Origin of the sequence: Vibrio sp. 10N.247.311.12, from assembly GCF_041467515.1 — a bacterium.
GTDB lineage: Bacteria > Pseudomonadota > Gammaproteobacteria > Enterobacterales > Vibrionaceae > Vibrio > Vibrio crassostreae_C.
Window position 1 is genome coordinate 17,917 of record NZ_JBFSUV010000022.1, and the last position, 23,966, is coordinate 41,882.

Annotated in this window: 23 protein-coding genes and 1 other RNA gene; 13 read left to right on the plus strand and 11 right to left on the minus strand. The window is 44.9% G+C overall.

What is annotated here, in order from left to right:
* Positions 1-165: 165 nt before the first annotated feature.
* Entirely contained in the window at positions 166-1,320 is a 1,155-nt protein-coding gene (metK, locus tag AB6E30_RS11440) for a methionine adenosyltransferase (RefSeq protein WP_372103648.1), read from the minus strand.
* A gap of 355 nt (positions 1,321-1,675) precedes the next feature.
* Here metK and tkt point away from each other — a divergent pair, with 355 nt between their 5' ends.
* The 5 genes from tkt to mscS all read left to right on the plus strand — a co-directional run bounded on the left by tkt (position 1,676) and on the right by mscS (position 8,739).
* Positions 1,676-3,670 carry a transketolase gene (gene tkt, locus AB6E30_RS11445; protein WP_120459683.1) on the plus strand — a complete coding sequence of 665 codons (1,995 nt, stop codon included), beginning with the start codon at positions 1,676-1,678 and terminating at the stop codon, positions 3,668-3,670.
* Positions 3,671-3,883: 213 nt separating this feature from the next.
* Positions 3,884-4,933, plus strand: coding sequence for an erythrose-4-phosphate dehydrogenase (gene epd, locus AB6E30_RS11450; protein ID WP_032545627.1), 1,050 nt, complete (start codon positions 3,884-3,886; stop codon positions 4,931-4,933).
* A gap of 166 nt (positions 4,934-5,099) precedes the next feature.
* Positions 5,100-6,263, plus strand: coding sequence for a phosphoglycerate kinase (locus tag AB6E30_RS11455; RefSeq protein ID WP_017068708.1), 1,164 nt, complete (start codon positions 5,100-5,102; stop codon positions 6,261-6,263).
* A 155-nt stretch (positions 6,264-6,418) separates the two neighbouring features.
* A complete protein-coding gene (fbaA, locus tag AB6E30_RS11460) occupies positions 6,419-7,495 on the plus strand; it encodes a class II fructose-bisphosphate aldolase (protein WP_010435694.1) in 1,077 nt (358 codons plus the stop codon).
* A 377-nt stretch (positions 7,496-7,872) separates the two neighbouring features.
* Complete coding sequence (gene mscS / locus AB6E30_RS11465; protein ID WP_372103650.1) at positions 7,873-8,739, plus strand: small-conductance mechanosensitive channel MscS; 867 nt, start codon at positions 7,873-7,875, stop codon at positions 8,737-8,739.
* Between the two features lie 96 nt (positions 8,740-8,835).
* On the opposite strand, the gene AB6E30_RS11470 is transcribed toward mscS, so the two are convergent.
* A complete protein-coding gene (locus tag AB6E30_RS11470) occupies positions 8,836-9,465 on the minus strand; it encodes a LysE/ArgO family amino acid transporter (protein ID WP_372103653.1) in 630 nt (209 codons plus the stop codon).
* A 142-nt stretch (positions 9,466-9,607) separates the two neighbouring features.
* Here AB6E30_RS11470 and AB6E30_RS11475 point away from each other — a divergent pair, with 142 nt between their 5' ends.
* Positions 9,608-10,504: a LysR family transcriptional regulator ArgP gene (locus AB6E30_RS11475; RefSeq protein WP_372103656.1), complete on the plus strand. Its 897-nt coding sequence runs from the start codon at positions 9,608-9,610 to the stop codon at positions 10,502-10,504.
* A gap of 111 nt (positions 10,505-10,615) precedes the next feature.
* Entirely contained in the window at positions 10,616-11,329 is a 714-nt protein-coding gene (locus AB6E30_RS11480) for an oxidative stress defense protein (protein WP_017059059.1), read from the plus strand.
* A 112-nt stretch (positions 11,330-11,441) separates the two neighbouring features.
* Here AB6E30_RS11480 and serA read toward each other — a convergent pair whose 3' ends face one another.
* From serA to zapA, 5 genes are all read right to left on the minus strand, one after another.
* Positions 11,442-12,671 carry a phosphoglycerate dehydrogenase gene (serA, locus tag AB6E30_RS11485; protein ID WP_017059058.1) on the minus strand — a complete coding sequence of 410 codons (1,230 nt, stop codon included), beginning with the start codon at positions 12,669-12,671 and terminating at the stop codon, positions 11,442-11,444.
* Positions 12,672-12,932: 261 nt separating this feature from the next.
* The gene (gene rpiA / locus AB6E30_RS11490) at positions 12,933-13,589 is read right to left on the minus strand and encodes a ribose-5-phosphate isomerase RpiA (protein ID WP_017059057.1); all 657 of its coding nucleotides are present in this window, start codon (positions 13,587-13,589) and stop codon (positions 12,933-12,935) included.
* A 102-nt stretch (positions 13,590-13,691) separates the two neighbouring features.
* Positions 13,692-14,291, minus strand: a complete 600-nt coding sequence (locus AB6E30_RS11495; RefSeq protein WP_017059056.1) for a 5-formyltetrahydrofolate cyclo-ligase — start codon at positions 14,289-14,291, stop codon at positions 13,692-13,694.
* A 6-nt stretch (positions 14,292-14,297) separates the two neighbouring features.
* Positions 14,298-14,481: non-coding RNA, 6S RNA (ssrS, locus tag AB6E30_RS11500), on the minus strand.
* 11 nt (positions 14,482-14,492) lie between these two features.
* On the minus strand, positions 14,493-14,801 hold the full coding sequence (gene zapA / locus AB6E30_RS11505) for a cell division protein ZapA (protein ID WP_004735366.1): 309 nt from the start codon (positions 14,799-14,801) through the stop codon (positions 14,493-14,495).
* Positions 14,802-15,109: 308 nt separating this feature from the next.
* Between zapA and AB6E30_RS11510 the strand changes: the two genes are divergently transcribed.
* From AB6E30_RS11510 to AB6E30_RS11520, 3 genes are read left to right on the plus strand one after another with little or no spacing between them, the layout of a single operon-like run.
* Positions 15,110-15,685: a YecA family protein gene (locus AB6E30_RS11510; protein ID WP_017070457.1), complete on the plus strand. Its 576-nt coding sequence runs from the start codon at positions 15,110-15,112 to the stop codon at positions 15,683-15,685.
* Between the two features lie 24 nt (positions 15,686-15,709).
* Entirely contained in the window at positions 15,710-16,888 is a 1,179-nt protein-coding gene (ubiH, locus tag AB6E30_RS11515) for a 2-octaprenyl-6-methoxyphenyl hydroxylase (RefSeq protein ID WP_372103690.1), read from the plus strand.
* Positions 16,889-16,899: 11 nt separating this feature from the next.
* Entirely contained in the window at positions 16,900-18,123 is a 1,224-nt protein-coding gene (locus AB6E30_RS11520; protein WP_102321427.1) for an FAD-dependent 2-octaprenylphenol hydroxylase, read from the plus strand.
* A 111-nt stretch (positions 18,124-18,234) separates the two neighbouring features.
* Here the strand turns inward: AB6E30_RS11520 and AB6E30_RS11525 are convergent, their stop codons facing one another.
* From AB6E30_RS11525 to ygfZ, 3 genes are all read right to left on the minus strand, one after another.
* Positions 18,235-18,441, minus strand: a complete 207-nt coding sequence (locus AB6E30_RS11525; protein WP_009847660.1) for a DUF1107 domain-containing protein — start codon at positions 18,439-18,441, stop codon at positions 18,235-18,237.
* 557 nt (positions 18,442-18,998) lie between these two features.
* A complete protein-coding gene (locus AB6E30_RS11530; protein ID WP_029235114.1) occupies positions 18,999-19,460 on the minus strand; it encodes an aminoacyl-tRNA deacylase in 462 nt (153 codons plus the stop codon).
* 4 nt (positions 19,461-19,464) lie between these two features.
* Positions 19,465-20,436, minus strand: a complete 972-nt coding sequence (gene ygfZ / locus AB6E30_RS11535; RefSeq protein ID WP_017068701.1) for a tRNA-modifying protein YgfZ — start codon at positions 20,434-20,436, stop codon at positions 19,465-19,467.
* 167 nt (positions 20,437-20,603) lie between these two features.
* Between ygfZ and AB6E30_RS11540 the strand changes: the two genes are divergently transcribed.
* Positions 20,604-20,864 (plus strand): succinate dehydrogenase assembly factor 2, encoded by a 261-nt coding sequence (locus AB6E30_RS11540; protein ID WP_004735374.1) that lies wholly within the window; start codon positions 20,604-20,606, stop codon positions 20,862-20,864.
* Positions 20,812-21,231, plus strand: a complete 420-nt coding sequence (locus AB6E30_RS11545) for a protein YgfX (protein WP_372103658.1) — start codon at positions 20,812-20,814, stop codon at positions 21,229-21,231. The genes AB6E30_RS11540 and AB6E30_RS11545 overlap by 53 nt, the downstream gene beginning before the upstream one ends.
* Positions 21,232-21,366: 135 nt before the next feature.
* Here AB6E30_RS11545 and nadB read toward each other — a convergent pair whose 3' ends face one another.
* The gene (gene nadB / locus AB6E30_RS11550) at positions 21,367-22,983 is read right to left on the minus strand and encodes an L-aspartate oxidase (protein WP_017059049.1); all 1,617 of its coding nucleotides are present in this window, start codon (positions 22,981-22,983) and stop codon (positions 21,367-21,369) included.
* Positions 22,984-23,372: 389 nt separating this feature from the next.
* Between nadB and rpoE the strand changes: the two genes are divergently transcribed.
* Positions 23,373-23,951, plus strand: coding sequence for an RNA polymerase sigma factor RpoE (gene rpoE, locus AB6E30_RS11555; protein ID WP_008223963.1), 579 nt, complete (start codon positions 23,373-23,375; stop codon positions 23,949-23,951).
* Positions 23,952-23,966: the final 15 nt, after the last annotated feature.

The window sequence follows — 23,966 nt, forward strand, 5'->3', positions numbered from 1 at the left end:
GTAGTGCTAGAAAACACAAATTATCAGCGGCTTTTTATACTAAGTGGTTAACGGTAAAGAAGGGCGTTAGGGAAGGGTATTGTGAGTGAAAGTTCGGTAAGTACATAAAAATAAAGCCCTTACTAAGCAGTAAGGGCTTTAAAGGAACACATCGCAGTGGCTAAATTATTTTAGGCCAGCGAAGTCCGCAAGGATTGCTGCTTTGTCAGTCGCTTCCCAAGGGAACTCTTCACGACCGAAGTGACCGTATGCAGCAGTTTGCTTGTAGATAGGCTGAAGAAGGTTCAGCATCTCTTGAAGGCCGTATGGACGTAGGTCGAAGTTTTGACGAACAGCTTCAATGATGATTTCGTGTGCTACTTTCTCAGTACCGAACGTTTCAACCATGATAGATGTTGGATCAGCAACACCGATAGCGTAAGACAGTTGAATCTCACAACGGTCAGCCATACCAGCAGCAACGATGTTTTTCGCAACGTAACGTGCTGCGTAAGCTGCAGAACGGTCAACTTTTGATGGATCTTTACCTGAGAATGCACCGCCACCGTGACGAGCTGCGCCGCCGTAGGTATCAACGATGATCTTACGACCAGTTAAACCACAGTCACCCATTGGGCCACCGATTACGAAACGGCCTGTTGGGTTGATGAAGAAGTTAGTATCTTTGTTGATCCACTCAGCAGGAAGTACTGGTTTGATGATCTCTTCCATTACTGCTTCACGTAGATCCGGTGTTGTTACTGAGTCGCAGTGTTGAGTCGAAAGAACAACAGCGTCGATACCAACGATTTTACCTTGGTCGTATTGGAACGTAACTTGAGATTTCGCATCAGGGCGAAGGAAGTCAAGTTTACCGCTCTTACGTACTTCAGCTTGCTTCTTAACAAGAAGGTGAGAGTAAGTAATTGGAGCCGGCATTAGGATTGGTGTTTCGTTAGTCGCGTAACCAAACATGATGCCTTGGTCGCCTGCGCCTTGCTCTTTAGGGTCTTCTTTATCAACACCTTGGTTGATGTCTGGAGACTGCTTACCAATTGTGTTTAGAACAGCACAAGAGTCAGCGTCAAAGCCCATATCAGAATGAATGTAACCAATTTCACGTACTGTTTCACGAGTGATTTCTTCGATATCAACCCATGCAGACGTTGTTACTTCACCGCCAACCATAACCATGCCGGTTTTAACGTAAGTCTCACAAGCAACACGTGCTTTTGGATCTTGTTCCAAGATGGCATCAAGAACAGCATCAGAGATTTGGTCTGCAATTTTATCTGGATGGCCTTCTGAAACAGATTCAGAAGTGAATAGGTGCTTAGCCATGAGAGCTCCACTTTTAGTTTTTGGTGTAAATAGTTTATGGCGTCGCAAGCTAGGAAGCGCGCCATTAAATACAGTATATTTTGTAGGTGTTTCTACATCTAGACGGCTATTCTAAATTCCAGCGGTCGAATTACAAGCTCTTTTTTATGATATGTCATAACTAATCGTTTGCGTATCGATTGAGATAAGCCACTGCCAAGTGATGTAAATGTTCGAAAATTGCGAAAAATGACTGTTAAAATGCCAGTAAAACGTTTGCAGTCGCAATAGTCGTTTGAGAGAATACCCGCGCTAATTAAAATGAAAACATTAGCACTATCTCTTTTTTAAATCGCTTATGTATCCAGGAGCAGACATGCCTTCTCGTAAAGATCTAGCCAATGCAATCCGCGCACTTAGCATGGACGGTGTTCAACAAGCAAATTCAGGCCACCCAGGCGCACCTATGGGTATGGCTGACATCGCTGAAGTTCTTTGGCGTGGCCACTTGAACCACAACCCTGCAAACCCAGAGTGGGCTGACCGCGACCGTTTTATCCTGTCTAACGGCCATGGTTCAATGTTGATTTACTCTCTGCTTCACCTTGCAGGCTACGAGCTTTCAATTGAAGATCTGAAAAACTTCCGTCAACTGCACTCTAAGACTCCTGGTCACCCAGAGTACGGTTACGCTCCTGGTATCGAGACAACGACGGGTCCTCTAGGTCAAGGCATCACTAACGCTGTTGGTATGGCAATGGCAGAGAAAGCACTGGCTGCACAGTTCAACAAAGAAGGCCACGACATCGTAGACCACTACACTTATGCATTCATGGGTGATGGCTGTCTGATGGAAGGTATCTCTCACGAAGCATGTTCACTAGCTGGTACGCTAGGCCTTGGTAAGCTAGTTGCTTTCTGGGATGACAACGGTATCTCTATCGATGGTGAAGTGGAAGGTTGGTTCTCTGACGATACTCCTAAGCGTTTTGAAGCATACGGCTGGCACGTAATCCCAGCAGTAGACGGTCACGATCCGGAAGCAATCAATGCAGCTATCGAAGCAGCTAAAGCAGACCCTCGTCCAACGCTTATCTGTACTAAAACTATCATCGGTTTTGGTTCTCCAAACAAAGCTGGTACGCACGACTGCCATGGCGCTCCACTAGGTGCTGATGAAATTACAGCAACTAAAGCAGCACTTGGTTGGGAACACGGTCCTTTCGAAATCCCAGCAGATATCGCAGCTGAGTGGAATGCGAAAGAAGCGGGCGCAGCAAAAGAAGCGGCGTGGAATGCTAAGTTTGACGCATACGCAGCGGCTTACCCAGAGCTAGCAGCAGAATTCAAACGTCGTACTAACGGTGAACTTCCAGCTGAGTGGGAAGAGAAAGCAAACGCAATCATTGCTGATCTTCAAGCTAACCCTGCAAACATTGCTTCACGTAAAGCATCTCAAAATGCTCTAGAAGCGTTTGGTCAAATGCTTCCAGAATTCATGGGCGGCTCTGCTGACCTAGCGCCTTCCAACCTAACTATGTGGTCTGGCTCTAAGTCTCTTGAAGCAACTGACTTCTCTGGTAACTACATCCACTACGGTGTACGTGAATTCGGTATGACGGCTATCATGAACGGCATCGCTCTGCACGGTGGTTTCGTACCATACGGCGCAACGTTCCTAATGTTCATGGAATACGCGCGTAACGCAATGCGTATGGCTGCTCTGATGAAAGTTCAGAACATCCAAGTTTACACGCACGACTCTATCGGCTTAGGCGAAGATGGTCCTACTCACCAACCGGTTGAACAGATCGCTTCTCTACGTCTAACGCCAAACATGAGCACATGGCGCCCATGTGACCAAGTTGAGTCTGCTGTTGCTTGGAAACTGGCTATTGAGCGTAAAGATGGTCCTTCATCTTTAATCTTCTCTCGTCAAAACCTTGCACAACAAGATCGTAATGCTGAGCAAGTAGCTAACATCGCTAAGGGTGGTTACATCCTGAAAGATTGTGAAGGCAAGCCTGAGCTAATCATCATTGCAACAGGTTCTGAAGTTGAGCTTGCTGTTGAAGCTGCTGCACAGTTAACCGCTGAAGGTAAAGCAGTACGCGTAGTATCTATGCCTGCAACTGACGCGTTCGACAAGCAAGATGCTGAATACCGTGAGTCTGTACTTCCATCTGACGTTACTGCTCGTATCGCAGTAGAAGCTGGCATCGCTGACTTCTGGTACAAGTACGTTGGTTTCGGTGGCAAGATCATCGGTATGACAACGTTCGGCGAATCTGCACCAGCAGGCGAGCTATTCAAGATGTTCGGTTTCACTACTGAAAACGTAGTAAACACCGCGAAAGAGCTTCTTGCTTAATCATTGATTGCTAGCTTAGTGCTAACAATGAAATGAATAAAAAAACCGAGCGCTGAGCTCGGTTTTTTGTCTCTGGGATTTGTTTCTCCTAGACTCATCTCTATAAGCAACAGATCAATCTGTCATGAACAAGCTGAGTTATTCAAGTAATGCCTTTTGGGTAGGATTCAGTTATCATCTGTTGCACGAAATTTTGGTTAGATGTACGGAACTATGCTAAAAGTCGCGATAAATGGATTTGGACGAATAGGGCGTAATGTATTGCGCGCTGTCTATGAAAGTGGCAAAAGCCAACAAATCAAAGTAGTAGCGGTCAATGAGCTTGCTCAGCCTGACGCTATGGCTCACCTATTGCAGTACGACACCAGTCACGGCCGCTTCGGTAAGAAAATCTCTAACGATCAAGAGCACATTTATGTCCATCATGGCATTGGTGCTGAAGACAAGGGTGAGTTTGATACCATTCGTATCTTACATCTTGCTGATATTGAGCTGTTGCCTTGGCGTGACCTTGAGGTGGATATCGTTCTCGATTGTACCGGTGTTTATGGTTGCCGAGATGACGGCCTCGCGCACATTGCTGCAGGGGCGAAAAAGGTACTGTTTTCTCACCCCGGTGCCAATGACCTCGATAACACCATTATCTATGGTGTGAACCACGATACCATCGAAGCGGACCACCAAATCGTTTCCAATGGTTCGTGCACCACCAACTGTATTGTCCCTATCATTAAGGTTCTTGATGACGCCTTTGGTATCGAGTCCGGTACGATTACGACTATTCACTCTTCAATGAATGATCAACAAGTTATCGATGCGTACCACAGCGATTTGCGTCGTACTCGAGCAGCAAGCCAATCGATCATTCCTGTCGATACCAAGTTGCATAAAGGTATTGAAAGAATCTTCCCGAAATTTTCCAACAAATTTGAAGCTATATCTGTGCGTGTGCCGACGGTAAACGTAACAGCGATGGATTTAAGTGTCACAATTAATGCAAATGTGAAAGTTAATGACGTAAATCAAACCATTGTTAATGCATCCCAGTGTACATTACACAATATAGTTGACTATACTGAAGCGCCGCTCGTTTCCATCGACTTTAATCACGATCCCCATAGCGCAATCGTTGATGGTTCACAAACGCGAGTGAGCAACGGCCACTTAGTTAAAATGCTAGTGTGGTGTGATAATGAATGGGGCTTTGCGAACCGAATGCTGGATACGGTTCTTGCAATGCAAGCTTCTGAAGGCAAGAAGTAAGACCTAGAAGCAAATGTGCGGATTATTTATTTTTTAGCTTGAAATAAATACTAAGAGTCCACATATTATTAGTAGTGAAAGAATTACCAGTTGAATAATTTATAGGCTTAGCAGGGTTGCTGAGTTTCCAAAACTTTATTTTTATTTAAATTTGAGAGGACAAATCATGTCTGTGATCAAGATGACTGACCTGGAACTTGCAGGTAAACGCGTATTTATCCGTGCTGACCTAAACGTACCAGTAAAAGACGGTAAAGTAACTTCAGATGCACGTATCCTAGCATCTCTACCAACTATCAAGCTTTGCCTAGAAGCTGGTGCAAAAGTAATGGTTACTTCTCACCTTGGTCGTCCTACTGAAGGCGAATACAACGAAGAGTTCTCTCTAGCTCCTGTAGTTAACTACCTAAACGACGCACTAGATTGCGAAGTTAAACTAGCTAAAGATTACCTAAACGGCCTAGAGCTAAACGCTGGTGAGCTAGTTGTTCTTGAAAACGTTCGTTTCAACGAAGGTGAGAAGAAGAACGAAGAAGCACTTTCTAAGCAGTACGCTGCGCTATGTGACATCTTCGTGATGGACGCATTCGGTACAGCTCACCGTGCACAAGCATCTACTCACGGTGTTGGTACTCACGCTCCTGTAGCATGTGCTGGTCCTCTTCTTGCTGCTGAGCTTGAAGCGCTTGGCAAAGCAATGGACAACCCAGAGCGTCCGCTAGTTGCTATCGTTGGTGGTTCTAAAGTATCGACTAAGCTAACAGTTCTTGAGTCTCTATCTAAAATCGCTGACCAGCTTGTTGTTGGTGGTGGTATCGCGAACACATTCATCGCTGCTGAAGGCCACAACGTAGGTAAGTCTCTATACGAAGCTGACCTAGTTGAAACGGCTCAAAAGCTAATGAAAGAGTGTGCTATCCCAGTAGCAACTGACGTTGCATGTGCTAAAGCATTCGACGAAAACGCAGAAGCTGAAATCAAGCACGTTTCTGAAGTTCAAGACGACGACATGATCTTCGACCTTGGTCCAGATTCAACTGCGGCACTAGCTGAAATCATCGGCAACGCGAAAACAATCCTTTGGAACGGCCCTGTAGGCGTATTCGAATTCAAGAACTTCGAAGCGGGTACAGCTGGTATCTCTAAAGCAATCGCTGAGTCTGCAGGTTTCTCTGTAGCAGGTGGTGGTGACACGCTAGCAGCTATCGATAAGTTCGGTATCAAAGCTGACGTTTCTTACATCTCTACTGGCGGTGGCGCTTTCCTTGAATTCGTTGAAGGTAAAGTACTTCCTGCAGTAGCAATGCTTGAAGAGCGTGCTAAAGCATAATTGATTTAGAAAGGCGAGATGTGAATCTCGCCTTTTAACGTTTGCTGCATATCACACTTTTTTGCTAGAATGGCATAAGTTGTGAGCAAACGATTGCAAGTTTTTAAACTTAAGTTTTTTAATCTTAAAACGATAGAATAAATAGGACTATTTCCATGTCTAAGATCTTCGATTTTGTAAAACCTGGTGTGATTTCTGGCGATGACGTACAGAAAGTATTTGAAGTAGCAAAAGAAAACAAATTTGCTCTTCCTGCTGTAAACGTTGTTGGTACTGACTCTGTAAACGCAGTACTAGAAGCAGCTGCTAAAGTTAAAGCTCCAGTAGTTGTTCAGTTCTCTAACGGCGGCGCTGCATTCTTCGCAGGTAAAGGCGTTAAACTTGAAGGTCAAGGCGCACAAGTTCTTGGCGCTGTAGCTGGTGCAAAATACGTACACGCTGTAGCTGAAGCTTACGGTGTTCCAGTTATCCTGCACACTGACCACGCTGCTAAGAAACTTCTTCCATGGATCGACGGTCTACTAGACGCTGGTGAAGAGTTCTTCGCACAAACTGGTAAGCCTCTATTCTCTTCTCACATGCTAGACCTTTCTGAAGAGTCTCTAGAAGAGAACATCGAAACATGTGCTAAGTACCTAGAGCGCATGGCTAAAATGAACATGACAATCGAGATCGAACTTGGTTGTACTGGTGGTGAAGAAGACGGCGTTGATAACTCTGATATGGACGCATCTGAGCTTTACACTTCTCCAGAAGACGTAGCATACGCTTACGAGAAACTAATGGCTGTTAGCCCACGTTTCACTATCGCTGCATCTTTCGGTAACGTACACGGTGTTTACCAAGCTGGTAACGTTGTACTTACTCCAACTATCCTACGTGACTCTCAAGCATACTGTGCAGAGAAGTTCGGTATCGCACCTAACGCTCTAAACTTCGTATTCCACGGTGGTTCTGGTTCTTCTGAAGCAGAAATCCAAGAGTCTATCGGCTACGGTGTTATCAAAATGAACATCGATACTGATACACAGTGGGCAACTTGGGACGGTATCCGTCAGTACTCTGCTGACAACTTCGATTTCCTACAAGGTCAAATCGGCAACCCAACTGGCGAAGCTGCTCCAAACAAGAAGTACTACGATCCACGCGTATGGCTACGTGCTGGTCAAGCTTCAATGGTTGCTCGTCTAGAGAAAGCATTTGCTGACCTTAACGCTGTAGACGTACTATAATTCTTTGAATTAAGTACTCTTTAAGTTTTAAAAACCCGCTCATTGAGCGGGTTTTTTTATATCTGATAAAAACTTGTACTAAATATGTGAAAAACCTAGCGTGCGGTGAATAAATTTCGTAGTCTTTTAGTTATCGGTATTTGTGTTTATCGGTAAGTTTTAATAATTCAAAAGCTTACATAAATATGACTTTGCAATCTGTCAAAGATAGGATATCGTGCCGAAAAACTGAACTTGGTTCAGTTTATAAAAAGGACTTGGCTTTAATTTACTTTTAACACAATGACTTAACGGTAATTACACTGTTTATTATATTGCAGAGTAAATGAGGCTTAAGGCAGTTTAGCCCATAGCATATTATATAGAGGATGCACATTATGGCTGATAGTTCGACAGTGATTGAGACTCCACTTGTGGATGGTTTGTCTCAAGCAGAGCAGTGGTTAACAAATAATTCAGATTTATTTATCCAATATGGCGTAAATATCATTTCAGCACTGATAATTCTATTTATTGGTAACCTTATTGTTAAAGCAGTAGCGAATAGCGTGTCTAAGGTTCTTCAGAAGAAGAAAATGGACCGAGCAGTTGTGGAGTTCGTCCATGGTTTAGTTCGTTACTTGTTGTTTGTGATTGTTTTAATTGCTGCACTTGGTCGTTTAGGTGTTCAAACGGCATCTGTAGTTGCTGTTATTGGTGCGGCTGGTTTAGCCGTTGGTCTTGCACTACAAGGCTCACTATCTAACTTTGCTGCTGGTGTACTTATCGTTGCATTCCGTCCATTTAAGTCTGGTGACTATGTGGAAATTGGTGGTGTGGCAGGTTCAGTTGATTCTATTCAAATCTTCCAAACGGTTCTAACAACGCCAGACAACAAAATGGTTGTAGTACCTAACGGTAGCGTTATCGGCAGCCCAATCACAAACTATTCTCGTCATGCGACGCGCCGTATTGATCTAATGATTGGTGTTTCTTACAACGCTGATCTTCAGAAGACAAAAGCGCTACTGACTAAGATCTGTGAATCTGATGAGCGTGTACTGAAAGAACCTGGCGTTCAAGTTGGTGTTCATACGCTTGCTGATTCTTCAGTTAACTTCGTTGTTCGTCCATGGGTTAGCACTGCTGACTACTGGAATGTTTATTTCGACCTGATGCAAGCAATCAAAGAAGGCTTGGATAACGAGGGTATCGAAATTCCATTCCCGCAAATGGATGTACACATGAATAAAGTAGAAGCTTAATTCCTAGTTAGTTTTTATAACTATAAGCTTTTATAAGGAAAGGCGGATAACTTAGGTTATCCGCCTTTTTTGTTGGTTTCATGAAGCTAAATAGATTTACCAGTATTGCTCAATAAGTCCATCGGTAAGCACCGTTGCTATGGCGAACATCATGGTTGCGACTGCGATATCAATGCCTTTCTTAACCTTAGGTTTAGATAGCGTCGGGCCTAGTTTTGCAGCGCCTAATGACAAAGAATAGAACCAGACGAACGAAGCCAATATAGTCCCCATAGCAAATGCAATTCTGTCGTTGCCTTCAAATTGCCCACCAATGGATCCAAGAATTACCACGGTATCCAAATAGAGATGTGGGTTTAATACTGTTACTGCCAATGCCCCTAAAATAACGGTGCGCTTGCCACGCGCTAATATCTCACCTTTCGACTCATCACTGGTGCGCACTTTGAATGCACTGCGTAGTGAGAGCAAACCATACACAGTCAGAAAAGCGATGCCACCTAGTGTCACTGAGGTAAGCAGTAATTCATTTTGCGACAAGATCGCTCCGCCGCCAAAAATGCCTAATGAGATAAACAGAGTATCGAGCAGGCTACAAATCGTTGCTGTCGTTAAATGATGATTGCGTTTTATCCCTTGATTTAGGACGTACGCATTCTGAGCGCCAATAGGGATAATCATACTTGCCCCTAGACCAAAACCTTGTAATAAAAACCAAAAACTCATTTTAACCTCCACTTATTTAACGATATTTACGTGCTATATGGCGAAGATACCCCGACCCTTTAAATAAGTATAATTAATGATTTTAATCCATTATTAGAGTTGCTAATGTGGTGATGAGTTAGCTTAAAAAGGAAGCAAATTGATGCGCGGATTGGATTATAAATGGATTGAAGCACTGGATGCTGTAGTAAAACAACGTAGCTTCGAAAGGGCTGCTGAGCAGTTATATATCTCCCAGTCGGCGGTATCTCAACGCATCAAACAGCTGGAAAAGTGGTTGGCTCAGCCAGCCTTGGTGAGAGAAAGCCCGCCTAGGCCAACGCCTGCGGGTAAAAAACTACTGGGCTTATATCGCCGTGTTCGTTTGTTAGAGCACGAGCTTGTGCCTGAGTTGATGAATGAAGAGGGTAATCAACCATTATCGATATCCATAGCCACCAACGCTGATAGTTTGGCGACATGGTTGCTACCAGCTTTGTCGGATGTGATTAAGTCTCGCCAAGTCGAGTTGAACCTCGCGATTCATGGTGAGTCGAGAACCATTGAAAAGATTAAAAGTGGCGAGGTGGCCGGTGCAATCAGTTTGGAGTCTCAAGCGATTCCTGGCTGCAGTGCTGACTATCTAGGTAGGATGGATTATGTGTGCGTGGCTAGCCCTGACTTTCATCAGCGTTACTTTGCAGAGGGCGTAAACTACGCCACCTTAAGCAAAGCACCTGCGGTTTCCTATGATCAATACGATGATCTGCATAAGAAGTTTCTGCATGATCATTTTAACGTCCCGAGAGACAGTGTGATCAATCATACAGTCGGCAGTTCAGAAGCATTTGTGCGCTTGGCATTATCGGGTGTAGCCTATTGCTTGATCCCCCGATTACAGATTATCGATGAGCTCGAGTCTGGTGCTCTGATTGATATTACCCCTGGCTTTCTGCTCTCTTATCGCATCTATTGGCACCATTGGCAGCTTGAGAGCGGAGTATTAAAAGAGGTATCTCAAGCGATATTAAATTATGCCCACAACCACTTACCTCAGTAAGCTGTTGGTTTTTGCAGCGTCAAAGTTCTGTTAGAAGTCCTGTAGCGGGATTGGTTATGTGACAAATTGCTCTATGATAAAAGGACATTTGTTTAGCATAGGTCATACCTAATGAAGCTTGTACCAAAGATGTTAGCAACGTCTCTTACTCTTACTGCGGCGTTGAGTGCTGTGAGTTTTCCATCATTGGCTGACTCTCCATCCTTTCCTCATATTTCAACGACAGGCTATGGTGAAGTGATCGCTACACCTGATATGGCGACATTCTCTGTGAGAGTCGTGGAATCGACGATGACTGCTGAACAGGCTAAAAATACCGTTGATAAAGTCGTGACAGGCTTTCTAAACAAGCTACATCAAGCTGGTGTTGATGAGGCGAGTGTACACAGCTCTAACCTGTATTTATCTCCTCAATATCATTACCCGAAAGATGGCAAACCGGAACTGGTTGGCTACCGCGCCTCACGTAATGTGACCGTTCAAGTGACTGAGCTAGCTAATCTTAATGAGTACATGGATATTGCGATTGGAGAAGGCATTAATCAGATCGACAACATCCAACTGCAAGTTCGCGACCAAGCTAAGTATCAAGAGCAAGCGCGCTTAGAAGCCATTAAAGATGCGACATCAAAAGCTAAATCATTGGCGAGTGGTTTTGAGCGCGAGTTAGGTGATGTATGGCGCGTGGATTACAACGCCCAATCTTCTCAGCCAGTACTCATGCGTTCAATGGCGATGGATGCAAGAACAGAATCGAACTCTTATGAAGACTCAACGATCACCATTCGTGATCGCGTGAATGTGATCTACCAGATCGAAGAGTAATGACAGTGCTATAGAAGGTTTTGGATCATGACGACCTAATTACCTACGATAGGCCAAATGCTAAAAAGGCTCTCATGATGAGAGCCTTTTTTATGCATTTTGAGTGCGATGATTAGTGAAGAAGACGAGCACGGATTGTGCCTTCGATCTCTTTCAGTTTAAGCAGTGCTTCTTCAGAGCGATCGGCTTCTACATCGATAACGACATAACCCATATCAGCCGCAGTCTGTAGGTATTGACCCGCGATGTTGATCCCTTCCTCAGCGAAGATGGTGTTGATCTGAGTTAGGATGCCTGGGCGGTTTTCGTGAATGTGTAATAAACGAGACGTTCCAGTATGCAGTGGTAGTGATACCTCAGGGAAGTTAACACTTGATAGCGTAGAGCCGTTATCAGAGTATTTCGCTAGCTTACCAGCAACTTCAACACCAATGTTCTCTTGTGCTTCTTGAGTTGAACCACCCACGTGAGGCGTTAGGATCACGTTATCGAACTGCATTAATGGAGACTCAAACGGGTCTGCATTGGTTTTTGGTTCTGTTGGGAAAACATCAATAGCCGCACCTGCAAGGTGTCCAGACTCCAGAGCGCCACACAGAGCAGGAATATCGACTACCGTGCCACGAGCTGCGTTGATAAAGATAGAACCAGGCTTCATGCGCTCGAACTCTTCTTTACCCATCATGTCTTTTGTTTCGTTGGTTTCAGGTACATGCAAAGAGATTACGTCACACTTGTTCAGTAATTCCGTCATGGTATGAACTTGCGTTGCGTTACCCAGAGACAGTTTGTTTTCAATGTCGTAGAAGTAAACACGCATGCCAAGGTTTTCAGCAATAATACCCAGTTGAGTACCGATGTGACCGTAGCCAATAATACCTAAACGCTTACCACGGGCTTCGTAAGAGTTGTCGGCACTCTTTTTCCAGATGCCACGGTGTGCAAGCGCGTTCTTTTCTGGAATGCCACGTAGTAGCAATAGAACCTGACCAAGAACGAGCTCAGCAACGCTTCGAGTGTTTGAGAACGGTGCGTTGAACACAGGGATACCGCGTTTTGCTGCTGCTTGAAGGTTGACTTGGTTAGTACCAATACAGAAACAACCGACGGCAACCAGCTTTTCAGCTGCATCAATAACTTCTTGGGAGATATTAGTGCGAGAACGAATACCAATGAAATGAGCATCTTTTACTGCTTCAAGAAGTTCATCTTCCGGTAGCGAGCCTTTGTGGTACTCAATGTTTGTGTAACCAGCGGCTTGCAGTACTTCTACAGAAGAAGGGTGAAGACCTTCTAGAAGTAGAATTTTAATTTTTTCTTTTTCCAGTGAAACTTTGGCCATTGTTCTCGTCCTTAAAATGGAAAGGTTGGGCAAATGCGGCGCACGTGCTACAAAATGGCTGAAAGGGGAACAAATTCACCACTTTGTTAGGAGACAAACGTTTTCCCTGTGCGTCTTCTGAACAATAAAGTAACAAAAAAAAAATGTTTTGGGTAAGAAAATTACGGAATAAGACATAATTTTACAGCAATAAAGCAAAAAAAACGGCGCCCTAGGGCACCGTATGTAATGAAGTAACAGAAAAACTCAATCTTCTATGATTTATTCTTCGATTTTTGCACCTTCAGGCGTGCCGGTGATAACCACATCAGCACCACGGTGAGCGAACAGACCAACCGTCACCACACCAGCTATACCATTGATGATATCTTCTAGTTGTTTCGGGTTTTCGATCGCCATGCCGTACACATCTAGGATCACGTTGCCGTTATCGGTTGTGCAGCCTTCGCGGTAAACTGGGTCACCACCAAGCTTAACCAACTCACGTGCCACGTATGAACGTGCCATTGGGATTACTTCAACAGGCAGTGGGAATTTACCCAACACATCAACTGCTTTAGTACCGTCAACAATACACACAAACTTATCAGAGATAGCCGCTACGATTTTTTCACGAGTCAAAGCAGCGCCGCCGCCTTTGATCATATCGCGAGTTGGGTTGATTTCATCTGCGCCATCAACATAGATGTCTAGCTTAGCGACATCGTTACACTCATACACTTTGATCTCTAGCTCTTCTAGTCGCTGCGTTGAAGCAACAGAGCTTGAAACCGCACCTTTGATTTTGTCTTTCATTGTGCCTAGTGCGTCGATGAAGTGATTTACTGTAGAGCCAGTACCTACACCTACAATGCTGCCTTCTTCAACATATTGAAGTGCTGCCCAGCCAGCTGCTTTTTTCATTTCATCTTGAGTCATGCCATTCTCCTGAATAAGGTCTTGCGCTTTGAATTAATCGTTCGCGTATTGAAGTTAACGTTTATATATCGAGGTTAACGTTTGCGGCGCGATTATAGCGCTTTAATGGTTGTTTTCCCATTGCCAAGTTTTACTCGGAGTCACGATTTTAGGTAACGGAATGTCCCATTCTTCAATCGGTAGCGTATCAACATGTTGGCAATCATGAGCCAAACCAATAGGAGCTGCACCTTCGCCCGTCTCGAACCACTTTGCCAAGGTGCGATCGTAATATCCGCCGCCCATACCTAAACGATGGCCATGGGAGTCAAAGCCGACAAGGGGCGTAAGAATAAGGTCGAGTTGCTGACAAGGTTTAACCAGCATTTGATTGAGCTGAGGTTCGACAATACCGTACTTATTCAAGACCGTCGGTGTGGTTGGCGAGTAGTGTAAAAACAGCAGGTGCCCGGCAGAGAAGGGGTGCAATACTGGTAAATAAGTTTGCTTACCTTGCGCCCATAACCATTCGATTAAAGGCTGAGTATCGAGTTCGCCATCGATAGAGATATAGAGGGCAATATGCTGAGCAGACTGAATTTCATCAAGCTGCATGCACTGCTTAACTAAGTCGATACCGGATTGAGTTTGTTGGTCGCCAGATAAGGCATTGCGTTTGATACGGATCTGTTTGCGAAATTCGCTGCGTGTGAGCGTCTTCATAAGAAGGGATACCCCAAAGTGCCGTTGAGAATAGATGGCCCTTGAACCAGCGAGTTCAAGGCGGATCAGCAATGATTACCGTAGGCTTCTCGGTCGGGCCGAGCATGCTCAATAGCACTCAAGTACTAACCCTTAGGGATTGCTTATCGGCTCGGGGACGTGAATCCTCTGACAAACACTCCAGGGTAAATTTTGTGTACGCTATTGCTGTCCGTGCTTAACTTTACTGAGGACATCTGAAAGTGATGTCGTGAGCTGTTCCATTCGCTCGGTCAGTGCGTTTTGTTCATCATTTGCTTCAAACTTCTTGGTTTGTAATTCGTAGCAAATATTCAGAGCTGCGATAGTCAGCAGCTTCACTTCATTGGTTACCTTAGTACGTTCAGCCATCTCTTTCAATCGATTATCAAGATCGGCCGCCGCTGCAATCAATGACTCTTCTTGCCCTGGTGGACAATTCACTCGAGTCAGTTTTCCTAATATTTCAACGTCTACCGCTTGATTACTCATGATGGATGAACTCTTTAACGCGCTATTTTAAGGCTGTTGCCCTTCGCCATTTTTTGAGAAAGAAAAAGTGCAAGTACCGATGAGGAAGCAATCTCCTCTGAGGGAGAAACTATAGGTAAACCGCTATTAAGATTCAAGCTTTTCAGAGTGACTGTTTGTAAATGAGAGCTTGAGCACACAGTAATTCAGCAAATTGAACAATTGGTAGTCAGTCATCCTTCAATTGCTGGGGATCGATGCTTACCAGAATTGGGGTGAAGTGGTACGATTATACTATCGATATAAAGAATAACTGAGCGAGCTATCTGATGAGCGAAACTACTTTACCTGACTACCTAACGGTTGCGACTGAACTTCAATCGGCAAGTCTAGCCGTAACCCCTGCTGAGATGCACGGTTTATTAACGGGTATGTTAAGCGGAGGCTTAAGCCTTGCAGATAAAAGCTGGCAACCACTGATCTTCGATTACACCAATGAAGGCATGGGTTGGCCAGATCGCGCATTAACGCTAGCGGAAGCGACACTGAAAGTAACGACCAGTGAAATCACAGGTTCGGGTATGGAATTGTCTATGTTGCTGCCTGACGAAGACGCAAGCGCAAGCCTGTTTGATCTTGCTGACGGTGTGTCTGATTGGATTAACCACTTTATTTCTGGCTTAGGCTTGGTTGGCGCTCAATTGAACAAAGCGTCTGACAGTACAAAAGAAGCATTAGCTGATCTAGAAGAGATGGCTAAGCTAGGCATTGACGAAGAAGATGATCTGGAAGAGCAAGCGCAGCTTTTAGAGCACGTTATTGAGCACGTAAAAGCGTGTGCACTAACGATTCATGCTGAATTTGGTGCTCGCCCATCTGAAGATGCGGCGCCTACCATTCATTAATTCGTTGGCCGGTTTGAGGTTATGATGGCTCAGTATGATGTTGTAATTGCTGGTGGCGCAATGGCAGGGGCAACCTTAGCCCTTGCTTTGAATCACCTAAGCCAAGGTTCACTGTCGATTGCGGTAGTGGAGCCTTATCAGGTTGATCATCAAGCTCACCCTGGGTTTGATTCTCGTTCGATTGCTTTGTCCTATGGCACGGTGCAGATCCTGGATTCTTTGCGCTTATGGCAATCTATCGCTCCGGTCGCGACCCCGATTAAAGATATCCATGTTTCGGATCGCGGGCATGCCGGAATGACAGACATCTACAGTGAAGAGCTTGCTGTAGATGCGCTTGGCTACGTGGTCGAGTTAGCAGATGTGGGTCGAATCTATCAGCAGAAACTTGAATCAGAAGCGGCAATTACCATGCTTTGTCCTGAGTCCGTTAGTAAAGTTGAACGTGAAGAAGCGTTGACGACGATTGAACTGACAAGTGGGCAAACAGTAACCACTAAGTTACTGGTTGCTGCTGACGGTGCAATCTCAACCTGTTGCCAACAGCTCAATATCTCATTGAGTGAGCACGACTTTGAGCAAGTCGCTGTGATTGCCAATATTTTGGCGAGTGAACCTCACCAAGGTCGCGCATTTGAGCGTTTTACCCATCATGGGCCAGTTGCTCTATTACCGATGAGTGACAACCGTTTATCGCTGGTTTGGTGTTTAACACCAGAGCAAGCACAAAAAGTGATGACGCTAAACGACAATGAATTTCTTGAGCAATTGCAGAATGACTTTGGCTGGCGACTTGGCCGATTAGAGAAGGTCGGCAAGCGCGCGAGTTACCCTCTGATTCTTCGTCACCGACAGCAAAATATCTCTCATCGATTTGCGATTATTGGTAATGCCGCTCAAACGCTTCACCCAATTGCGGGACAAGGCTTTAACCTAGGCATTCGTGATGTGGCTTCCTTGGCGGAAGAGTTGTGTACTCAACTCGATGATGTTGGGCGTTACAATGGTCTTGTTAACTTTAGAAAACGTAGAGAACAAGACCGAGACGCAACGATCACGTTGACTTCAAGCCTAGTTCACCTGTTCTCAAACGATTATATGACCGCTCGCATTGGGCGTAATCTTGGGTTAGCCGTAATAGATAACCTTCCACCACTTAAAGGTCCACTTTTGCGTCATACGCTTGGCCTAGTAGAAAGATAAGGTAATAAATAATGATGCAAAGTGTTGATATCGCGATTGTTGGTGGTGGCATGGTTGGTCTAGCGCTTGCTGCTGCCCTAAAAGACAGTGACCTAAGAATCGCTGTCATTGAAGGCAGAGCGCCTAGTGAAGGGCTGAGTGAGCTGCCTGATGTGCGTGTATCCGCGTTGAGTCGTTCTAGTGAAGTGATTCTTCGTAACCTAGGTGCATGGCAAGGTATCGAACAAAGACGCGCTGCACCGTATCAAGCGATGGAAGTGTGGGAACAAGACAGTTTCGCTCGTATTGAGTTTGACTCGACACGCTTGGCTCAGCCTAATCTTGGTCATATCGTTGAAAACCGTGTGATTCAATTAGCGCTGCTTGATCAGGTTAAGAAACAAGACAATGTCAGCCTGTATATGCCCGCAACGTGTAAAACGATGGCGATTGGTGAAAGTGAAGCTTGGTTAACATTGGACAATGGTCAAGCACTGACAGCTAAGTTAGTTGTTGGAGCAGACGGCGCAAACTCTTGGGTTCGTAAGCAGCAAGATATCCCATTAACACATTGGGATTACGGACACAGTGCGATTGTCGCGAACATCAAAACCACAGAGCCGCACCACAGCGTTGCTCGTCAAATCTTCACGCCTCAAGGCCCATTGGCATTCCTACCAATGCAACCAAGCAACATGAGCTCGATTGTTTGGTCTACGGAACCAAATCGTGCCGAGAAGCTGGTATCCATGTCGGATGTTGATTTTAATAAGCAGCTAACGGCAGAGTTCGACTCGAAGCTTGGATTGTGCGAAGTGGTTGGTGACCGTTTTGCCTTCCCACTGCGCATGCGTTATGCGCGTGACTTTGCGGTAGAGCGTGTGGCTTTGGTTGGTGATGCTGCTCATACCATTCACCCATTAGCAGGGCAGGGCGTGAACCTTGGCCTATTAGACGCAGCAAGCCTAGCGCAAGAGCTGTTAAAGCTATGGTCTGCGGGTGAAGACATTGGCACCAAGCGTAATCTTCGCGGCTACGAGCGCTGGAGAAAAGCAGAGGCGGCGAAAATGATTGCTTCAATGCAGGGCTTTAAAGATCTGTTTGAAGGCGATAACCCAGCTAAGAAGCTGATTCGTGGCATTGGTATGAAGCTTGCGGGCCAATTACCGGGTGCGAAAGATGAGATCATGAAGCGCGCACTGGGTTTGTCTGGCAATCTTCCTGACTTAGCTAAGCGTCCAGTGACTCATCGATAATGACATAGTGTTCTGGTGGTATATCGAATCATCATTGATACGAAAATTGGTACGAAAAAAGGGTTGGCATAATGCCAACCCTTTTTGTTTTTAATTCTGTAGATAATCAGGTCATGCGTACGCGCAGCGCAGTTTCATGATTTCACTATTTATTTCTTTCACTGTTTGAAAGTGACGTTTTTCTGCTCGGTCTGGTAGCACTAGCTTACCGTTATCAAACTCAAATTTTCCTACGCCGTAAATGTAGATTCGTCCTTTGAAAAGTCGACTTACATGTTTAGCAATCATACTCGGTGTATAGCGCTTAAACAGTCTCATTCTTAATTATCCTTATATTTACCTAGCCTGCATATTATAGAAAAACTCCGAGATAATAATTGTGATAAGCATGGAGTTATATGCAGTAGCGTTGACGTTAATTAGATATTTGTGCTGTTCTAAGCACTTTCTTCAGTAAATATCTATTTTTACGTGAGCTCCTCCCCAAAATAATACTGAGTAGTGAACTGCCGTGAACTTTTCTGTTCAGTATTAAGCAGTGATAATGTTACAAGTATAAGAATAGGCGGGATTTTTTTGTTTGTGTAATCAAATTGTAAATTTCGGACAAAAAAAAGCCCGTCTAAAACGGGCGAATAGTCACAGATGCATTACACAAAAGTGGATACTGATGTTACTCAGTGGATTCACTTGCACTGATTTGCTTAATAGCTAGTCAGTAAATTTACAATAACGCAAATTTAACTTTGTGACTACTTATGCTTTTATTTTGAGTAACTATTTATTAATGGTGTGTTCTTCTTATGACGAGGTTCACACTAAAAATGTACTCAATGAAATATTAAAATGAAGTTTGCGAAGCATGATCTAAACGATCATCGACTGATGTCCGCGACGGTCGGTGCACATAGCGCCATAAGATCATTGAGATCCAGCGCAACGCCAGCCATTCGGTCGCCGGAGCTAATGGTTACGGTCGAGTTGTTTTGAATGGAAGGATCAAAAATGATCGGCATGTGTCTCTTGAGAGCGAGCGGACCAACACAACCCACTTTAAAACCGGTGATCGCTTCAACATCAGCGAGCGACACGCAGGTCATTCGACGGCAATTCAGTACCGAGCGTACTTTCTTGGGGTCGACAGAGCGATCGCCAGCAGTACAGGCTAACGCATACTGGTTGCCCATATCCTTGAGCAGGATGCACTTCACCATTTGAGAGGCGTCGATGCCTCGCTCTTGTGCAGTTTCTTCAATGCTGGTGGTTGGCTTGCTTTGCATCAGCAGGCGATAATTCACCTGCTGTTGATCCAGCCATTGTGTAATCTGCGTTTCCACGTGGTTACTCGTCGTCAAGGCTGTACGGCAGTGGCAGGATATTCCATGTTTGATCAGGCTGCGCGGTCAGTCGCAGCTGAACATCGTCATCAAGGTTGTTTGGCAGTACCATCAAACCAATCGCTCGGTTATCAGCAAATTGATAGACGTTTAATAGTCGGCCTGCGCCACGCCAGTTCTCACCCACACTACGTTCCAGTTCAATAGGGTTTTCTAACGACAGCACGTCCGCAGTTGTGCCCGACACAATGCGCATCTCACGCTTGTTCATGCCACGGTACTTAGCACGAGCAACCGTTTCTTGACCTGTGTAACAGCCTTTTGAAAAGCTGATACCGCCAATCGCTTGCAGGTTAAGCGCTTGAGGGATGTGCTCGTTTTGCTCTGCTTTCGATAGGTTAGGCTGAGCATCAAGAATTTCATGATATTGCCAAAGTGTTTCTGATACTTTCTCCGCAGCGCTGTTTGATACCAAGGCTTCAGCGGCTTCTTCTGTCACAAGTAGAGCCCAGCGGTTATCTGCAACTTGAACCGCTGTACCACCAGAGATAGCACGCACATTACCTTGGCTTTCTGAAATAGAATCAATGTATTGATTAGCTGACGAACCCATCACACCGATAACAACGTCAGACGTTTGCTCGATATCGACCTTAGAGAACACCGCGTACTTCTTGATTTCAACGAGCTCGACTTCAATCGCTGATTTAGGTTGCATGAGTGCGTAGCCACCGTTGTGGTGGAACAAACGAAAGATACTCCATACCTTTCCTTTTGCATCACAGTGCGCGCCTAATGTGGATTCATCATTAGGAAGAGTGACGACATCGCACGTTACTTGACCCTGTAGGTACGACTTTTTGTCATCGCCTATCATGGTAATTGCACTCCAGTCTGACACGTGTGTCATCATCAGTTCTGGAAGCGATTCATTTTGCGTGTGAGCGAGTGGCTGAAATGTGTTTTTCCAATCCATTTTATCTTTCCTAAGAATTTTATTTGGCTCTATGTTAATCCGGTTCTGTTTCTTTGTCAGCCTAGGTTTTTTTGTGAGCTTAGATAGGGACTGTGACTCACATAGTAGTTACAGGGCGTATGACTTGTTACACTCCGAGAAAGAAAAATTATAGGTGAGGATAGCCAATGTACACTGCAGAGCAGAAAGCACGAATTAAATGGGGTTGCCGTCGCGGCATGTTAGAACTTGATGTAGTCATCATGCCATTTTTCGAAGAGTGTTTTGATTCATTGCAAGAGCAGGAACAGCGCGAGTTTGTTTCTCTATTAGAGTGTGATGACCCAGATTTGTTTACTTGGGTGATGGGACACGGACGCAGTGAAAACCTAGGCCATGCATCAATGGTTGATAAAATTGTCGCACACAACCTCAGCAAGGTTCGTTAAGCTCCAACTTAACCCTTCATATTCCGCATTATTCGCAAAGGGCACTGTTTTCGGGTGCCTTTTGTTTTTCATCGTCCTGTCTTCTATTCCACTTGTTGTCAGCCTTTATTGCTTGGCTTTAATGATCCGCTTGTTCAGAAACAATCATGTGATTTTAAATAGTGTCTATGGGCGTTTTGATTACAGAGAGGATGGTGATATTCGACTCAATGACCGAACTTACCGACTCAAGTCCGTTGATAAGATCTGGGCGCAGTTCTTCGTTAAATTGCAGTTTGAATGTGGGCACTCGGTACTGCTTTGGCGGGACAGCTGTTGCGAGCGAGAATATCGCCATTTTCTGGCGAACTTACAACGAGCGCGCTAGAGAAGCCAAACTATTCGATGAAAGAAAGTATTAGATAAAAGAAAGCGTTAGACAAAAGAAAAGGGAGCACTCGGCTCCCTTTCGTTTAATCATTTTCCGCTGACGGCTAATTCGCTAAGCACGTTTAACCAATTATTATGATTGGCGTTTCTCTGGCGTCAGAATCGTTGGGCCACTGTCTTCTGCAAGTTCAGGGTAATCCAACGTGTAGTGGAGGCCGCGGCTCTCTTTACGTTGCATTGCACAACGAACCATTAGTTCTGCCACTTGTAGCAAGTTACGCAGTTCTAATAGGTTATTCGAAACCTTGAAGTAGCTGTAGTACTCATGAGTTTCTTGTTGCAGCATCTGAATGCGACGCAATGCTCGCTCTAGTCGTTTATCCGTTCGAACAATGCCCATGTAATCCCACATGAATAGGCGCAGTTCGTGCCAGTTGTGTTGAATGATAACTTCTTCATCACTGTTGGTGACCTGGCTTTCATCCCATGCTGGCAGTTCAGCGCACAGTTGAGATTGGTCGATGTTCTCAACGATATCTTTTGCTGCTGCCCATGCGTAAACCACACACTCAAGCAGTGAGTTAGAAGCCATTCGGTTTGCACCGTGTAAGCCGGTGTAGCTCACTTCGCCAATCGCATACAAGTTCGTTAGGTCGGTTTGACCCTGCTTATTCACCATGACACCACCACACGTGTAGTGAGCGGCTGGTACGATAGGGATCGGCTCTTTGGTCATGTCGATGCCCAAGTCCATCAAGCGAGTATGGATCATCGGGAAGTGCGCTGTGATGAATTCTTCAGGCTTGTGGCTGATATCAACATACATACAGTCGGCACCCAAGCGCTTCATTTCGAAGTCAATTGCACGAGCAACCACATCACGTGGCGCCAGTTCACCGCGCTCATCGAAGTCCTTCATAAAGCGAGAACCATCTGGACGACGCAAGTAAGCACCTTCACCACGCAGTGCTTCCGTTAGTAGGAAGTTACGCGCTTCTGGGTGGAATAAACAAGTTGGGTGGAACTGGTTGAACTCAAGGTTTGCCACACGACAACCCGCACGCCAAGCGATAGCAATACCATCACCTGAAGAAACATCTGGGTTAGAGGTGTATTGGTAAACCTTTGAAGCGCCGCCTGTTGCTAATACAACAAACTTAGCGCGCACGGTTTCAACATGTTCTTGGTTACGGTTCCAAATGTAGGCACCGATCACCTTGTCTTTTGAACCACCAATCTTATCTTCCGTGATCAAATCTAGCGCATTGTGGCGCTCGAAGATCTCGATATTTGGGTGGTTGTTGACGTTATCTTGTAGTGAGGTTTGCATCGCCATGCCAGTTGCATCGGCAGCGTGCAGAATTCTGCGGTGACTGTGGCCACCCTCACGAGTGAGGTGATATTTTGGTTGGCCTTCTGTGCTGTTCTCATCTTTATCAAATGGAACACCACCATCAATCAGCCATTGCACACACTCTTTCGCATTTTCAGCAATGAATTGAACTGTATCTTCTTCGCATAACCCAGCCCCAGCGATTTGAGTATCCTCTACATGAGACTCAATACTGTCCGACTCATCGAACACCGCGGCGATACCACCTTGTGCGTAATACGTCGATCCTTCGCTGCGTGGTCCTTTGCTTAATACAATTACTTTTGCATGTTCTGCTACGCGTAAGGCTAATGACAAGCCTGCCGCACCACTTCCTACCACTAATACATCACACTGATGTTCACGGTTTGCGTTCATAAAACTTATTAAATCCCGGGCTATAGTCGAGTTGTCCACTCTCAATTGACTTTGTCTTGTTTTAGGAGTTTGGCTAAGACTGTTATAATCTCTCCAGAGTCATCCTTAAACGCTATGCAAAATCAATATATAGACAGCTATCTAGAAATATTTAATTGCTCAATACCATTGCTTTTGCTCAAGTTTCCCCAAATTGATAGGGATAGCTATTTTTATTACATCACATTGTGAAACAATAATGGCAAATAATTTTAAGAAAGTTGGAACTTTCGGTATTTGGCTTAGTCACAATAGTGCTCTTGTAGACGGTGGTGTCAATACTACATTTCGCATAATTAGTACCCATATCTGTGAAGGTGAGGGTTATAACAATAGGAGTACCCGCTCGAATGAACGAGCAGCTAACCGATCAAGTGTTGATTGAGCGAGTTCAGAGTGGAGATAAGCAGGCATTTAACTTACTAGTGGTTAAGTATCAAAACAAAGTTTGTAATCTTATCTCTCGATACGTGAATAATTCCGGTGATGTACCTGATGTAGCACAAGAAGCTTTTATTAAAGCTTACCGCGCGATACCTAACTTTCGTGGCGAGAGTGCCTTCTATACATGGTTATACCGAATTGCCGTGAACACCGCTAAAAATCATATCGTTGCCCAAAGCCGTAGGCCGCCAGCAACCGATGTAGATGCAGAAGATGCAGAATATTACGAAACAGGCAGCGCGTTAAAAGAAATATCGAACCCTGAGAACTTAACGCTGTCTAAAGAATTGAAACAAGTTGTTTTTGGAGCGATTGAAGCGCTACCAGAAGACTTAAAAACTGCAATGACGTTGCGAGAGCTCGAAGGTTTGAGCTACGAAGAGATTGCAGAAGTAATGGATTGCCCTGTAGGAACCGTACGTTCGCGTATTTTCCGAGCTCGTGAAGCGGTGGAAAAGAAAATCAAACCTCTTTTGCAACGCTAGAACTTGTAATAATTA

Excerpts from the sequence above, each read along its gene's own strand:
- epd (WP_032545627.1), top strand. The coding sequence starts at position 3,884 with ATGCTAAAAGTCGCGATAAATGGATTTGGACGAATAGGGCGTAATGTA.
- mscS (WP_372103650.1), top strand. The coding sequence starts at position 7,873 with ATGGCTGATAGTTCGACAGTGATTGAGACTCCACTTGTGGATGGTTTG.
- zapA (WP_004735366.1), bottom strand. The coding sequence starts at position 14,801 with ATGAGTAATCAAGCGGTAGACGTTGAAATATTAGGAAAACTGACTCGA.
- fbaA (WP_010435694.1), top strand. The coding sequence starts at position 6,419 with ATGTCTAAGATCTTCGATTTTGTAAAACCTGGTGTGATTTCTGGCGAT.
- AB6E30_RS11510 (WP_017070457.1), top strand. The coding sequence starts at position 15,110 with ATGAGCGAAACTACTTTACCTGACTACCTAACGGTTGCGACTGAACTT.
- AB6E30_RS11545 (WP_372103658.1), top strand. The coding sequence starts at position 20,812 with ATGCATCAATGGTTGATAAAATTGTCGCACACAACCTCAGCAAGGTTC.
- AB6E30_RS11480 (WP_017059059.1), top strand. The coding sequence starts at position 10,616 with ATGAAGCTTGTACCAAAGATGTTAGCAACGTCTCTTACTCTTACTGCG.
- ubiH (WP_372103690.1), top strand. The coding sequence starts at position 15,710 with ATGGCTCAGTATGATGTTGTAATTGCTGGTGGCGCAATGGCAGGGGCA.
- metK (WP_372103648.1), bottom strand. The coding sequence starts at position 1,320 with ATGGCTAAGCACCTATTCACTTCTGAATCTGTTTCAGAAGGCCATCCA.
- AB6E30_RS11520 (WP_102321427.1), top strand. The coding sequence starts at position 16,900 with ATGATGCAAAGTGTTGATATCGCGATTGTTGGTGGTGGCATGGTTGGT.
- nadB (WP_017059049.1), bottom strand. The coding sequence starts at position 22,983 with ATGAACGCAAACCGTGAACATCAGTGTGATGTATTAGTGGTAGGAAGT.
- AB6E30_RS11540 (WP_004735374.1), top strand. The coding sequence starts at position 20,604 with ATGTACACTGCAGAGCAGAAAGCACGAATTAAATGGGGTTGCCGTCGC.
- tkt (WP_120459683.1), top strand. The coding sequence starts at position 1,676 with ATGCCTTCTCGTAAAGATCTAGCCAATGCAATCCGCGCACTTAGCATG.
- AB6E30_RS11470 (WP_372103653.1), bottom strand. The coding sequence starts at position 9,465 with ATGAGTTTTTGGTTTTTATTACAAGGTTTTGGTCTAGGGGCAAGTATG.
- serA (WP_017059058.1), bottom strand. The coding sequence starts at position 12,671 with ATGGCCAAAGTTTCACTGGAAAAAGAAAAAATTAAAATTCTACTTCTA.
- rpiA (WP_017059057.1), bottom strand. The coding sequence starts at position 13,589 with ATGACTCAAGATGAAATGAAAAAAGCAGCTGGCTGGGCAGCACTTCAA.
- AB6E30_RS11525 (WP_009847660.1), bottom strand. The coding sequence starts at position 18,441 with ATGAGACTGTTTAAGCGCTATACACCGAGTATGATTGCTAAACATGTA.
- AB6E30_RS11455 (WP_017068708.1), top strand. The coding sequence starts at position 5,100 with ATGTCTGTGATCAAGATGACTGACCTGGAACTTGCAGGTAAACGCGTA.
- rpoE (WP_008223963.1), top strand. The coding sequence starts at position 23,373 with ATGAACGAGCAGCTAACCGATCAAGTGTTGATTGAGCGAGTTCAGAGT.
- AB6E30_RS11475 (WP_372103656.1), top strand. The coding sequence starts at position 9,608 with ATGCGCGGATTGGATTATAAATGGATTGAAGCACTGGATGCTGTAGTA.
- ygfZ (WP_017068701.1), bottom strand. The coding sequence starts at position 20,436 with ATGGATTGGAAAAACACATTTCAGCCACTCGCTCACACGCAAAATGAA.
- AB6E30_RS11495 (WP_017059056.1), bottom strand. The coding sequence starts at position 14,291 with ATGAAGACGCTCACACGCAGCGAATTTCGCAAACAGATCCGTATCAAA.